Genomic DNA, 13,370 nt, shown 5'->3' with positions numbered 1-13,370 from the left:
ACAGATCCCCCATTAGCAGTGCTAGCAATGAAAAGTAGGAGTCAGGTTTGTGATTGCCGACGGACAGCCAGGACATATCGATCAAATTAAACAAATGAATGCCGGTTCCGTGTACCGGCTGATCGACAAATATGGCCCGATATCACGCATCGAACTCTCCAAACGGGCGCAGTTGGCGCCGGCCAGCATCACCAAGATTGTACGCGAGCTGCTGGAAGCCCATCTGGTGCAGGAAACCGAATATCAGGATATCGGCAGCAGGGGGCGTCCGGCTATCGGGCTGATCCTTGATACGCAGGCGTGGCATTATCTTTCCGCTCGCATCAGCCACAATTCCATCACGCTGGCGCTGCGCGATCTGAGCAGCAAGCTGGTTGTTGAAGATTGCGTTCCTCTTCCGGCGGAACATCCGCAGCCGTTGCTCGAACGTATTCTGAATGAAATCGATCGCTTCTTTATTCGCCATCAAAAACAGCTGGAGCGGCTGACCGCCATCGCCATTACCGCGCCGGGCATGATTGACGCCGCAACCGGCATTATTCACCGGATGCCGTTTTACGACGTTGAAGAGATGGCCATCGGGCCGGCGCTGGAGCAGCGAACCGGATTACCCGTTTATGTACAACATGATATCTGCGCCTGGACGATGGCAGAGGCGTTATACGGCGCCTCGCGCGGCTGTCAGAACGTTATTCAGGTGGTTATCGATCACAATGTCGGGGCCGGCGTCATTACCGGCGGGCGTATTTTGCATGCGGGCAGCCGTAATCTGGTCGAAATAGGGCATACGCAGGTCGATCCTTACGGTAAACGCTGTTATTGCGGTAATCACGGATGTCTTGAAACCGTCGCCGGTACGGAAAGTATGCTGGAACTGGCGCAGCGGCGCATGAGTACATCGATGAGTTCAATGCTGCATGATTCCGCCCTAACGGTGGATAGCCTGTGTGAAGCGGCGCTGCAAGGCGATCAGTTGGCGAAGGATGTGATTACCGATGTCGGTAATAACGTGGGACGTATTGTCGCCATTATGGTCAATTTATTTAATCCCGATAAAATATTAGTCGGTTCTCCACTCAATAAAGCGGCCGACATTTTATATCCGGCCATAATGGGATGTATCCATCAGCAGTCTTTTCCTCCTTATAGTCATAATATTCAGGTCGAAGCGACCGAGTTTTATAATCAGGGCACCATGCCTGGCGCAGCATTGGTAAAAGAGGCGTTGTATAACGGTTCATTATTGGTGAAATTGTTGCAGGGGTAATTGCCATCTTTCGCTGTATATTTCTCTTTCCGGCGCGAAAGTTCTGACAGGCAAAACATTGAGCTAACGCAAGCTGCCTGAATGGTGCATCGCCTAGACTTTCACTCTTGGAAAGCATTTTTTGCAGTGCTTGTTATTTTTCAGGTGGCCCGGAGTTATCTCATGTTGAAACGTATTTTTGTCACAGGCACCGATACCGCAGTGGGTAAAACGGTGGTATCCAGAGCGTTGCTGCAAAAACTGGCAATGACCGGCAAGCCGGTGGCAGGCTATAAACCGATAGCAAAAGGATGTGTGGATACGGAAGACGGGTTGCGAAATAAAGACGCGCTGTTGTTGCAGGCGGCATCCTCGCTTGCTTTACCCTATGAGTCGGTTAATCCTATTGCGCTACGGGAAGATGAAATCAGCGCCAGCGAACATCCGATTGATTACAGCGCCATGACTCAAGGGCTGAATCACCTGAGCGAACTGGCCGACGTTGTGGTGATAGAGGGCAGCGGAGGTTGGCGTACGTTGATGAACGATCTGCGTCCTTATTCGGAATGGGTGGTGCAGGAACAGTTGCCGGTTGTTTTGGTGGTCGGCATTAAATTAGGCTGCATCAGTCATGCGTTATTAACCGCGCAGGCCGTTATTAACGATGGATTGCCGTTGGTAGGATGGGTCGCAAACCGGATTAATCCCGGGTTGGCGAATTATGCGGAAATTATTACCGCCCTGCGTAAAAAAATTCCCGCGCCGCAATTAGGTGAATTACCTTATTTACCCCGGGCCGAACAGCGTGATTTATCTTCCTATATCGATCTTTCCGCTGTGAGTTAATTAATGCGATTGAATAGATTATTTTCAGCATAACGCGTCTTAAATTTCCGTCTCTCGTTTGCTCAATTCCCGCAAAATGCGGGATACCCGCGTTTTTTACTTTTTCCCCTCATATTCAGCCGGGCAACACCTGATATACTCAAAACAAATTCTCCCCTCCAGGCAGAAAGTATAATGAAAACAGCGAATAATTCTGAACATCCTCCGGTAGCGCATCGTCACTGGGTGTTGATTGCCTGCATGCTGGCGATGTTCACGGCGGCCATTGAAGTCACCATTGTGGCAACGGCATTGCCGACGATTATCGCCGATTTAGGCGGCTTCTCACTGCTGGGCTGGGTTTTCGCCGGTTATTTGCTGACGCAGGCAATCAGCATTCCCATCTATGGTCGACTGGCCGATCTTTTCGGCCGTAAGCGCGTATTTTTCATTGGCATGATTATTTTTCTGCTGGGATCGGTACTGTGCGGTTTTTCTACCCATATGGGATGGTTAATTCTGTTTCGCACCATCCAGGGGCTGGGCGCCGGGGCGATTACGCCAATCGCCTTTACGATTGTCGCCGATGTGTATAGCGCTACGGAGCGGCCTAAAATTCAGGGCTATCTCTCCAGCGTGTGGGGGGTATCGGCGATAGTCGGCCCGCTGATGGGGGCCTTTATTGTTCAGCATTTCAACTGGGCGCTGATTTTTTGGGTTAACGTCCCCATTGGGTTGCTGTCGATATTCTTATTGGCCCGTTTTTTACCCGCGGTTAACCAGGTTCGGCCCCATCAACTGGACTGGGCGGGGGCGTTCTACCTCGCCATCACGGTCGCTAGCCTGTTGATGGCGTTATTACAGGCGGAAATGTTTGGATTGTGGGTTATTCCTTTACTGGCGATCACCGTCGTTGGCGGCATGTTGTTATTCAGGCAGGAAACGAGCGCCCCGGAGCCGCTTTTTCCGCTGGCGCTGTGGCGTAATCGGGTGATTGTCGCAGGTAACCTCGGCGGCCTGGTTATCGGCGCCGCCATGATGGGGGTCAGTGCCTTTCTGCCGACCTTTATTCAGGGCGTGATGGGCAGAACGCCGCTGGAAGCCGGCAGTATTCTGGCGCTGACGTCTATTGGCTGGCCGCTGGCCAGTACCCTGAGTGGAAGATTAATGCTGTGGACATCCTACCGCTTTACCGCCGTTTGCGGGGGATTGCTGCTTATTACCGGTAGCCTGACATTACTGATCCTTGCGCCCGATCGCAATCTGAACTGGGCGCGCGTCGCGGCTTTTCTTATCGGAGCAGGGATGGGATTAAGCAACACCACCTTTTTAGTCTCGGTGCAAAACGCGGTGGATTATTCCATCCGTGGCATTGCGACCGCGTCCACGATGTTCACTCGGATGCTGGGTTCCGCGCTGGGTACGGCAATCCTGGGGGCCACGCTGAATATCAATTTGCATTTACGTCTGCCTGAAATGAGCGATCCATTACAAACGCTGATGGACGCCCGCCGCCAGAGCATCATGAGCGTAACGCAGCTTGAATCGCTGTCGTGGCAGGTTTCGACTTCCTTACACTGGGTGTTTATTGTTTCCGCGTTGATCTCGGTGATTGCTTTATTTTCCGCCTGGATGATCCCCGCCAGTCAACGACCGGGACATGCGCCAGCAGGGCGGTAATAGTGGAATGTTATATAAGACTAAGGCGCGGAAGCCGCGCCTTAGTCTGTCAGGGAAATCCGGCGTATTGCGTTATTGCGCGCTGGTCTCGGGTTGACTATCCGCCGTCGACGGGACGCTGTCGGTACTCGCTTCGCCATCGGCATGGCGGGTATAGACAATCTTTTGCGAGTCGTTTTCGCAATGTCCAACTACTTGACCACCGATCTGGCTCACCTGATCGTTAGGAACGATATCAAGCGTAAATCCGGACTCCGGCACGCCGTTATTGATAATTTTCTGTGATATATCCGCCTTGACGCTCTCACAGGACGCTTGCGCCGCCAAAGGGGCAATCACCAATAAAGCCGCAGCAAAAATAATTGTTTTTTTCATCTTATCACCCTTTTTCTGAATAAAGTCCTACCCATTGCCCGACGTTATACCGTCAGGCAGATGATGTTTACTTTACAAGCGTAGACTAAAAATCAGGGGGTAACCGGGCGACCTGTCCGGCGGTCGAGACAGCGCTCGGTATTGGCTTCCCAGTAGGCGTTAACGTTATAGCTGGCGTTACACTTCTCCTGCCCGTCAATCGCCTTTTCAACTTTGTCGAATTCTTTCTCGGTACGCGCGTTGACCTTACTGCGCAAAGAACGGGTTGAATTCCACTGTTCGCCGCTTTGACGCGCCGCTTCTTTGGATAAGGCGCTATCCCCCGATTCGACAATAACATGGCGGGTTTCCGCCAGCGCCGCGGGCTGCCAGGCGGCGGCGACCATTATCATGGACAGCGGGATCAAGGCCCGAATCAAAGAGACAAAAGAATGTGAGTTCATGGTTCACCTTGATAAAAATAGGATAAAGACAACCGTCATTACTATGGCAAATGATGTCGGTAATGATAAAAATCAACCCCGCCGCACGTAATGGCGCTGGAGGGAAGAGGCCGGGAACATTCGCCGCTTAGGGTAGAAGTGTATCATTCTTCCTATCAACGGCACTATAACGGCGGAGGTCGGGTAGACGGCGGAAGGGAGGTTGCGGCGCGAAGATCGACTCCGCGCCATGCAGGATTAACTTTCGCGATAAACGTTCAGCCCGGCGAAAGACTGGCTGACCGGCATCATTTCCAGAGAGTTGATGTTGACGTGAGCAGGCAGCGTCGCTACCCAGAATACGGCCTCGGCAACATCTTCGGGCATAAGCGGCTTGGTTTTATCGTAGGCCTGATTGACTTTATCTTCATTGCCTTTGAAACGGACGGCGGAAAACTCTGTCCCGCCGACCAGGCCTGGCTCAATGTTAGTGACGCGAACCTGAGTACCGAATAAATCCGCCCGCAGGCCAAGGCTGAACTGCCGGACAAAAGCTTTGCTCGCGCCATAGACATTCCCGCCGGGATAAGGCCAGTTGCCGGCGGTAGAACCGATATTGATAACATGCCCGACATTGCGTTTGACCATATCCGGCAGCAGGGCGCGGGTCATAAAGACCAGCCCTTTGTTATTGGTATCGATCATATTTTCCCAGTCATTCACATAGGCCTTGTGCGCCGGCTCCAGGCCCAGAGCCAGCCCGGCATTGTTCACCAGAACATCGATGTTGCGCCAGGCGGCGGGCAGGGAGGTTATCGCCTGATCGATGGATTTCTGATTGCGCACATCCAACCGTAACGTATGCAGCGACTTGCCTAACTCTTCTTTCAGGGCATCCAGCCGTTCCTGACGGCGACCACAGGCGATGACTTTATGACCCTCTTTGATAAATTTGCGGGTAATAGACTCACCAAATCCAGCGGTTGCGCCGGTAACAAAAATTATCATGCTGTTATCTTCCTCTGACTGCGTGTCATTATTTCAAATAGGGGGCGATGAGCGATAAATCGGCATTGCTTAGGCGATCGGAGGCTGTCTGCGCCTGATGCCAGTACGGATAAAGCAGAGGGAGCCGGCTGACGTCATTTAGCCGCGCAATCTCTTGCTCGTTGAGGATAACATTAACAGCTTTAAGGTTATCTTCAAGCTGGTCGTCGCGCCGGGCGCCAATGATTACCGAACTGACGGCGCGATTATTCAATAGCCAGGCCAATGCGACCTGGGCGGCGGAAATTCCGCGCTGCGCCGCAATATCAACTAATACCTCGACAATATCATATAGCGCATTCTCATCGCGCACGGGCGGTTCGTTCCAGTTTTCAAGATGCCGGGTTGTTCCCTCGGGCTGTTTATTACGACGGTATTTTCCTGACAGCAAGCCGCCGGCCAGCGGACTCCATACTAAAACCCCCAGCCCCTGATCGTGAGTTATCGGCAGCAATTCATATTCCGCTTCCCGCGCCTGTAATGTGTAATGGATCTGCTGGCTAACCGGACGTACGGTACGTTGCCTTTCGGCGATACCCAATGTTTTCATCACATGCCAGCCGGAAAAGTTGGATACGCCGACGTAGCGCACTTTCCCGCTGCTGACGAGGTAGTCTAACGCATCCAGCGTTTCCTCCAGCGGAGTCAGTCCATCCCATTCATGGAGTTGGTAGAGATCGAGGTAATCCGTATCCAGCCTTTTCAGGCTCGCTTCGCAGGCCCGGATAATATGATGACGGGACGAACCGCGATCGTTCGGGCCGTTGCCCATGGGAAAACGCGCCTTGCTGGCAATCAATACTTGATGGCGTTTATCTTTCAACGCCTTACCAAGAATTTGTTCTGAATCTCCGTTTGAATAGACATCGGCGGTATCGAACAGATTAATGCCCGCATCAATGCAGCGATCGATTTGTCGACGGGCGCCTTGCAGATCGGTATTGCCGGTTTTCGCAAACTTTCCCTGACCACCAAATGTCATGGTGCCCAGGCTCAGAACCGATACTTTCAGGCCTGAACGGCCTAATTGACGATATTCCATTTTTTACTCCCAGACAGGTTGCAGGACAGTCATGACTTTGTGCCACTTTGTCTGAAAAATCCAGTTTTAACGGCCCTAATATGAGGGCCGGGAACGTAACGGAAACCGATGGTACAGAAATTCAGTCGTCCTGATTATCCGCTTCAACGGCGTTATATAAGCGCTCAAGAATATCGGGGAAAGCGGACTGTACGCGGTTCCAACTGGGAACAAAGGGTTTGTCGCCCGGGCTTTCAGTGTATACCTGACCGGAAAGCGTAATGACATCGGCAAACAGCTCAACCGCGGACTCTTCTTGATGGCGGTCGAACTGTAGCCCATTCATGCGGGCATCGTGTTCGAAGGCGTCAATCATATCCAGCGCCGTGCGGTAGTAGGTCGCGCGCAGCACACGGAAAGAGTCGGTGGTGATATTCACGCCCTGAATAGCCAGTTTGCGATACAACGCTTTGGTGATATCGGTTGCCATGCGTTGCAGTCCGGTATTGGGATCGTCTTCCGACATCGGCTGGTGTTTATGATCATAATTGTCGGCAATATCCACCTGACAGATACGGCTGGTTGCCGTCCCGCGGTGTATCTCCGACAGCACGCCGATTTCCAGTCCCCAATCGCTGGGAATGCGCAGGTTATTCAATATATGGGTACGCATGGCGAATTCGCCCGACAACGGATAGCGATAGCTGCGCATATACTCCAGATAGTCAGAATTGCCGTAAACCTTTTGCAACGATTTGAGTAACGGGAAAACCAGCAGGCGGCCCACACGGCCGTTGAGTTTCCGGTCCGCCACCCGCGCGTAATAACCTTTGCAGAAATCATAATGGAAATGCGGATTCGCCACCGGATAGAGCAAGCGGGCCAGCATGCGGCGATCGTAGGTGACAATGTCACAATCGTGCAGCGCCACGCAGGCCGATCGACGCGAGGCCAATGTATAACCGACACAAAACCACACGTTGCGGCCTTTGCCCGGCTCGGTCGGCGCCAGGGATTTATCAGCCAGTTCATCGCTCAGTTGTTTAAGACGCGGGCCGTCATTCCACAGGATTCGGTGACGCTGCGGCAAGCGGGAAAAAAACTTACGGGCATAGTGAAACTGCTCCCGGTCGGCCCGATCCAAACCAATGACAATCTCGCCAAGATAGGGCACCTGGGACAATAGGTCGACGATGTTATCTAAAGCGGGTCCTTCCAGCTCTGAATAGAGAGAAGGGAGGATAAGCCCCATGCTGTTCTGCCCGGAAAACACCTGAAGTTCATATTCCAACTCTTCCACATTTCGCCGGGTCAGATTATGAAAGTTGGTAATTATCCCATCCTGATAAAATTCACTCATCGTGTTCTCCCATGCCATTTATTATTTATTTAATTAATATTTAATATAAAAGTTAATCACCAAGAAAGTGGTCGAGGCCCTCGCTCCAGCCGGCAGGCCCCATAGACCGGGTGCGATATAAGCGGCCGGCATAGTTATCGGGTAAGTCGACAAGTTGATTTCCTTTACCTTTAATCACGACCGCATTATCCATTGCCGTCAGTAAAGAGACATCGTTCGGCCCGTCGCCAAGACCAATGGTCGTGACATGATGTTCGCCTTTATAGGGGTACTGTTTTTTTATCCAGTTGGCGGCGATCCCCTTACTGACGCCAATGCCCATCACGTGATAAAAGCGTCCGCCCTGGGTCAGTGATAATCCGCAATCGGTCAGTCGCTGACGAAAACGCAGCAGCGCATCGCTATCGTCAAGCCACTGAATAGGTTCAGAGGCTTCGCGGCGGCGAGCGAGTTCAGCATCCCGCGCCGACAATCCGGTTAACGCGGCAACCTCGGCGCAATCCATATCGGCAAAGCCTTTAAAGCGAAAGGCATGCTTTTCCCGCAGTTGATTAAGCTGAGCGCAAATGAAAGGGTAGTCCGCATCAAAAATCTTACGCGGATAACTCGGGTGCGAGCGCCAGTCGGCCGGCAGTGCAATCAGGGCGCCATTTTCGGCGATATAAGGAAAACGGGCGAGGCCGAGAGCCTCTCGCAGTTGCTCGACTTCCGCCGCCGTTTTACTGGTGGTGATGATCACCGGGATCGCAAGCTGCGCCAGTCGTTCCAGCCACGGACGCGCAGGCTCCCAACCGTAGGTATCATGATCAAGCAGCGAACCATCAAGATCGCTGAAAATCATCAGATTGGAACTCAATTCTGACATTGGTTCTCCATAAATTATCGGGGATAGATGGACAATAACGATGGGTGTACAACGCTGCGTTGAGTTGCTGTCTATAACTGATTTGCCAGGCTGAAAATGAAATGTGAATTACATCACTAACTTTAACTCTATGCATAAATCGCCGGTTAGGCAAATTACCTAATGGCCGCGGTGAGTGAGAGCAGCCAACGCACATGCAACTGAAGTATGACGAGTATAAGTCAGGGCCAAACGACCTGCACGGTCAAGTTATGCAGGCTGAGATAGCTGGCCCCTGAGCCTTTATTTGAATGAAGTATGCATCAGCAGCGTATTCGGCGATTGGCCGAAAGTACGGCGAAATGCGCGACTGAAGTGAGAGAAATCTTTGAATCCGTACTCCAGCGCGGCTTGTGAAACGCTGTGAACCCGGCCTTCCTCCAACGCGCAGCGGCTGGCCAACAGGCGCTCATGCCATACCGCGGACATCGGGGTTTTCTGGTGAATGGCAAACGCGCGGGTAAGGGTGCGGGAGGAAACATAATGTGCCTTGGCTATGCTTTCCAGCGATAACGTCTCATCCTGCAAGTGATTACGGATGAAGCGCATCACTTTTTCATAAAGATTACGCGAACCGGACAAATGCTCTTGACTCGCGTCGATCTCAAGGCTGAACGCCAACATATCCAGCATCATCGTAAAGAACCGCGAGGCGGTGTTGGGATTAACGCTGGCCACGGATTCGCTGCGCGCTTGCAACAACATTTCACGTAACGGAACGATCCCGGGGCGCGAGGCGTCCAGGGTTATCGCGGTAAGATGTTCTGCTTTGGGAAAACGGGCAGCCAGCAAATGGCGCGGGATCCTTAACAGATGAAGCGCCTGGGAGTCTATCCTGAAATCGAACTCTCTTGCCGAGTCATAAATCACCATCGAACCCGGCGACAGCACGGCCTGTCGGCCATTCTGTTCTATCCAGGCCTGACCGTGCTGGATTAATGCTAACCAGAGATCGTCATCAGGACCTTTACGTATCGCTTCTGCCGAACGCTTCCACTGATGCGCGGGCGCGGATAGTGTACTGATAGCCATCGGGTGTGCGGAATGAAACTGCATGGAAGCATCAAAGCTCCGGCTTCCCAACGGTTCGCTTTTGGCTAAAAGACAGTGGCTGCAAACAACCTCTTTCCAATATTCAAACCTCTGCTTTTCAGAGATATGGGCCGTTGAATAAGTGATAGACATAAATAACCCTCATCGTGCAGTGACTCCGGAAAAATCCAACTGAAACAGCCTGATCCTCCTGACGATGAATATAAGCAAAAACCATTCCAATATTTTATTAATAAAAATCAATAGGATAAGTAAACTTATCTGATTCAATTTGGCGCAGGCGCTCTTTTGTAGTGCAATGGTTTCCGCCGGAAGAGGGCAATCAGGTAAATTCACTGGGATCGATGCGATGTCGGGACAGACTCAGAAATGAAAAATGGCGGGAAAATAGCGGTGATTCAACGGCGGTCATCGTATGGAACAGGGCAAGGCCCCGTTCCATACGCGAACGTTTTTACAACCGGTCGGGCAATCAGATGCGTGCCGGATCGATCATGATGGGATCGTATTTCGCCACATGGTGTTTATGTACCGGCGTCTCAAGGATCACCTGCGCACGCTGATCCAAGCCGTCTTCCGACAGCTTGCCATGGCTGGCCAGCACCACTTCCAGGGCGATGACGAAATGCTCGTAATAGCTCCAGTCGTCCTGGGTAAAGCCGGGATTCGCGGCCTCCCACTGTTTTATTACTTCCGTCAGGGCTTCCTGAAACTCGGCCCATTCGAACTCGCCGGCCTCACAGGCCGCCACGGCGATGGCAAAGACCCGCAATTCCCAGGGTTTGTTGAATGGCGCCTGTCCTTCGCGGCGATTTAACACCGCTGCCAGTTCGTTATTATCCTTGCTGATGAGAGTGGTCATAGGTTCTCCGATAGGGTTAGGCGGCCGTTACCTGTCCGGTGCCGATCAGCGCATCGCGGTTCACCAGCGCGGCGAGTTGCTCTTCGCTCATGCCTTCGGTATTCGCCGGACGTTTAGGCAACACCCAATAGCGGATCTCTGAATTGGAATCCCACACCCGTATTTCGGTCGAAAGGGGAAGTTCAAAATGAAAATCCTCGCTCAGGACTTTACGCGGCTCCCGAACGATCCGCGAACGATAGGGCATCGATTTATACCAGTTCGGCGGCATGCCGAGCACCGGCCAGGGATAGCAGGAGCAAAGGGTGCAGACGATAACGTGATGTACCGTATCGGTGCATTCCAGGGCAATCATATGTTCGCCCTGTAGACCGCCGATGCCCAATTCCTGACAGGCTTTGGTCGCATCCGCCAGCAGACGTTGCTTGAACGCAGGATCGGTCCAGGCTCTGGCTACCACCTTGGCGCCCAGATGCGGCCCGACCTCGTTTTCATAAAGCTCGGCGAACTTATTGACCCCGGCCTCGGACATCAGACCCTTTTCTATCAGGATGGATTCAATCGCCTTAACGCGGGCGGCGATCTCCTCCTCGGTTTTCGGGGTGTAAGCAAGGCTAACTCGTGTCATAACGGCAATTCCTTATTTGGCCAAAGTAAGGTAGGGTTCCCAGGCGTCGGTGCAAACGGCGCCGTTCGGCTCGGCCGCTTCGGCGCCATACAGTTCCTCGTTGGTAAAGCGGAGCGTGTAAAGGTGTTCCGATGTTTCAGGCAGGCCGTTACCGGTCGTATCCGGATAAACGTGCGCGCCGTGACACATGATGATTTCGCCCGTGCGTCCACGCACATAGCCTGCTCGCCGCGTGTGGAGTTTCGGTACGCTGGCGTCGACCGTCACCCGATCGCCAATCTTGAATTTAGGTTCGGTATCCAGTTGCCGCGCGGTCGAAAAGCCATTGCGTACCGCCCATTCGGCGAATTGAACCAGTTCGGGATCGTTATTGGGGGGCAGCGGAACCTCAGGATATTGCAGATAGTATTCGGTACGCTTGTCGAGCTCATCCTGAGTCCAGTAGCCTTTTTTCTCTCCGATTTGTTCGGTTGCATCGACCCAGTGTTCATAGTAGAACGCCGTCAGGTAGTGGAGCGGATGCAGTTTCTCAAGATGGCAGCGGAACTCATCGAGTCCGAACATCCCTGCGCGCGCCGCAAAAGGAAACAGCGCATAGGCCGCCTTTTCCCACGGCGCATGATAGACCGGCTCCCACTTGGTCGGTCCCACCGGCCCCATGCCGTCCATACCGCCAATGTCGTGTACTCCGTTCATGTAACCCCCTCGATAACATCGGGATTCGGATTTTTGCTGGCGACCGCCCCGGTAACGGCCAGCCAGAAGCGGGCGTATTCCCGCAAGAAAAGGCATCGAAAACCGCGATAAAGGAAAGATAAGGTGATTGCCTGCCGCCTGCTTTGCTGTACCGGACATCGGATAGGCTGACAAGGACAGGCGCCGACGATAACAAGGGAGATCCGTTCCGGATACGCCGCATTTTCCTGCAATCACCTTAATCCGGCTTAAAATACCTGCATCACTCTGAAGTTGATGCGGGCGTCTTCCTTGAAGCCATTCTCCACTTTGATATCGCGCCCCGCGGCGACCAGCAGTTGGGTTTTAGGGGTAACGAAGTAGCTGCCGCCGACGCTGAATTTACGTTGTTCGGCGGCATCATCATTGGTTACGCCATTTACCCTGGTCTTGCCTCCCCAGTTCTGGGACAGCCCGACGAAGGCATTCGCCGTAGGCGTGAACTGATAACGCAGATAGGCTTGCCCCTGATAGAGCGGATCCTGTTTGAGCGTGGCGCCGGATGCGCCATAGTCGTCGTTCTTGCCGTGGAACATGGCATCGGCGGTTATGTCGATAAACCAGTTATCGGTAAAGCCTTTCACCAGCCCGGCCTGTAGGTTGAACTTCCAGCGGTTCTCGCCCATATTTAGCGACCGGTTTTTGTCATAGCTTCCGACCGGCAAATACAGGTAAGGCGCCAGAGCGAAGTAGGTACGCGACTGGGGATCGTTGACCAGCCAGGTCGGGGCCGTCACGATGACGTCGCCCACACCGCGAGTATCGCCCAGGGCGCTGGTGTCGCGGCTGGCCGCCAGGCGACCGAAAGGCACCAGTATTTGCGGCGCGACGGTTAGCCCGCCCACGTCAGTGTAGTGAATCAGCCTGGCGATGCCGACATTGGAAACCAGCCGCGGATCCCGCAAGGTTTCACGTCCCTGGGCATAAAAGCGATCGCGCTCGGCGTGTTGCAAGTAGAGCAGACCGGCGGTGGTGCCCGCCGGCGCCGGCACAAAGTCGGCGGCATCAACATCAATCGCCTGGGCGCTTAGCGGTGCCAGCGCCGCCATCAATAGGCCGAGCGCCGCCAGCTTGGACCCGGCGCCGCTCGAAGACAATTGCTTATTATCCAGATGATTCATCGTAAACTCCCCAGTGATTGTTCTTAATCGCGTACTTACGGTAAAGGCACCAGGTGCCGTGAAATCAAAATAGGGAGATTTGTCTTATTAC

The 13,370-nt window shown here is 53.1% G+C and carries 14 protein-coding genes; 3 read left to right on the top strand and 11 right to left on the bottom strand.

Going from position 1 to position 13,370, the window contains the following annotated elements:
• Nucleotides 1-49 precede the first annotated feature (49 nt).
• From HOY33_RS00460 to HOY33_RS00450, 3 genes are all read left to right on the top strand, one after another.
• Nucleotides 50-1,267 (top strand): ROK family protein, encoded by a 1,218-nt coding sequence (locus HOY33_RS00460; protein ID WP_172287632.1) that lies wholly within the window; start codon nt 50-52, stop codon nt 1,265-1,267.
• Nucleotides 1,268-1,429: 162 nt separating this feature from the next.
• Complete coding sequence (gene bioD, locus HOY33_RS00455) at nt 1,430-2,092, top strand: dethiobiotin synthase (RefSeq protein WP_172287631.1); 663 nt, start codon at nt 1,430-1,432, stop codon at nt 2,090-2,092.
• 174 nt (nt 2,093-2,266) lie between these two features.
• Nucleotides 2,267-3,751, top strand: a complete 1,485-nt coding sequence (locus HOY33_RS00450; protein WP_172287629.1) for an MDR family MFS transporter — start codon at nt 2,267-2,269, stop codon at nt 3,749-3,751.
• 72 nt (nt 3,752-3,823) lie between these two features.
• On the opposite strand, the gene HOY33_RS00445 is transcribed toward HOY33_RS00450, so the two are convergent.
• From HOY33_RS00445 to HOY33_RS00395, 11 genes are all read right to left on the bottom strand, one after another.
• Complete coding sequence (locus HOY33_RS00445; RefSeq protein ID WP_172287628.1) at nt 3,824-4,126, bottom strand: DUF1161 domain-containing protein; 303 nt, start codon at nt 4,124-4,126, stop codon at nt 3,824-3,826.
• Between the two features lie 92 nt (nt 4,127-4,218).
• The gene (locus tag HOY33_RS00440) at nt 4,219-4,569 is read right to left on the bottom strand and encodes a DUF1283 family protein (RefSeq protein WP_172287626.1); all 351 of its coding nucleotides are present in this window, start codon (nt 4,567-4,569) and stop codon (nt 4,219-4,221) included.
• A 237-nt stretch (nt 4,570-4,806) separates the two neighbouring features.
• The gene (ydfG, locus tag HOY33_RS00435; RefSeq protein WP_172287625.1) at nt 4,807-5,556 is read right to left on the bottom strand and encodes a bifunctional NADP-dependent 3-hydroxy acid dehydrogenase/3-hydroxypropionate dehydrogenase YdfG; all 750 of its coding nucleotides are present in this window, start codon (nt 5,554-5,556) and stop codon (nt 4,807-4,809) included.
• Nucleotides 5,557-5,584: 28 nt separating this feature from the next.
• On the bottom strand, nt 5,585-6,637 hold the full coding sequence (locus HOY33_RS00430; RefSeq protein ID WP_172287623.1) for an aldo/keto reductase: 1,053 nt from the start codon (nt 6,635-6,637) through the stop codon (nt 5,585-5,587).
• A gap of 121 nt (nt 6,638-6,758) precedes the next feature.
• Nucleotides 6,759-7,976: a glycosyl transferase gene (locus HOY33_RS00425; protein WP_172287622.1), complete on the bottom strand. Its 1,218-nt coding sequence runs from the start codon at nt 7,974-7,976 to the stop codon at nt 6,759-6,761.
• 52 nt (nt 7,977-8,028) lie between these two features.
• Nucleotides 8,029-8,841, bottom strand: a complete 813-nt coding sequence (locus HOY33_RS00420; protein WP_172287620.1) for a mannosyl-3-phosphoglycerate phosphatase-related protein — start codon at nt 8,839-8,841, stop codon at nt 8,029-8,031.
• Nucleotides 8,842-9,123: 282 nt separating this feature from the next.
• Nucleotides 9,124-10,065, bottom strand: coding sequence for a helix-turn-helix domain-containing protein (locus HOY33_RS00415; protein WP_172287619.1), 942 nt, complete (start codon nt 10,063-10,065; stop codon nt 9,124-9,126).
• A gap of 340 nt (nt 10,066-10,405) precedes the next feature.
• Nucleotides 10,406-10,795 (bottom strand): nitrile hydratase accessory protein, encoded by a 390-nt coding sequence (locus HOY33_RS00410; protein ID WP_172287617.1) that lies wholly within the window; start codon nt 10,793-10,795, stop codon nt 10,406-10,408.
• 16 nt (nt 10,796-10,811) lie between these two features.
• A complete protein-coding gene (nthA, locus tag HOY33_RS00405) occupies nt 10,812-11,423 on the bottom strand; it encodes a nitrile hydratase subunit alpha (RefSeq protein WP_172287616.1) in 612 nt (203 codons plus the stop codon).
• A 12-nt stretch (nt 11,424-11,435) separates the two neighbouring features.
• Nucleotides 11,436-12,119: a nitrile hydratase subunit beta gene (gene nthB / locus HOY33_RS00400; protein ID WP_172287614.1), complete on the bottom strand. Its 684-nt coding sequence runs from the start codon at nt 12,117-12,119 to the stop codon at nt 11,436-11,438.
• A 248-nt stretch (nt 12,120-12,367) separates the two neighbouring features.
• Complete coding sequence (locus tag HOY33_RS00395; RefSeq protein ID WP_216660356.1) at nt 12,368-13,279, bottom strand: transporter; 912 nt, start codon at nt 13,277-13,279, stop codon at nt 12,368-12,370.
• Nucleotides 13,280-13,370: the final 91 nt, after the last annotated feature.

It is taken from the genome of Brenneria sp. hezel4-2-4 (assembly GCF_013155275.1).
Lineage (GTDB): Bacteria > Pseudomonadota > Gammaproteobacteria > Enterobacterales > Enterobacteriaceae > Brenneria.
This window is presented reverse-complemented; position numbering and strand designations above follow the sequence as displayed.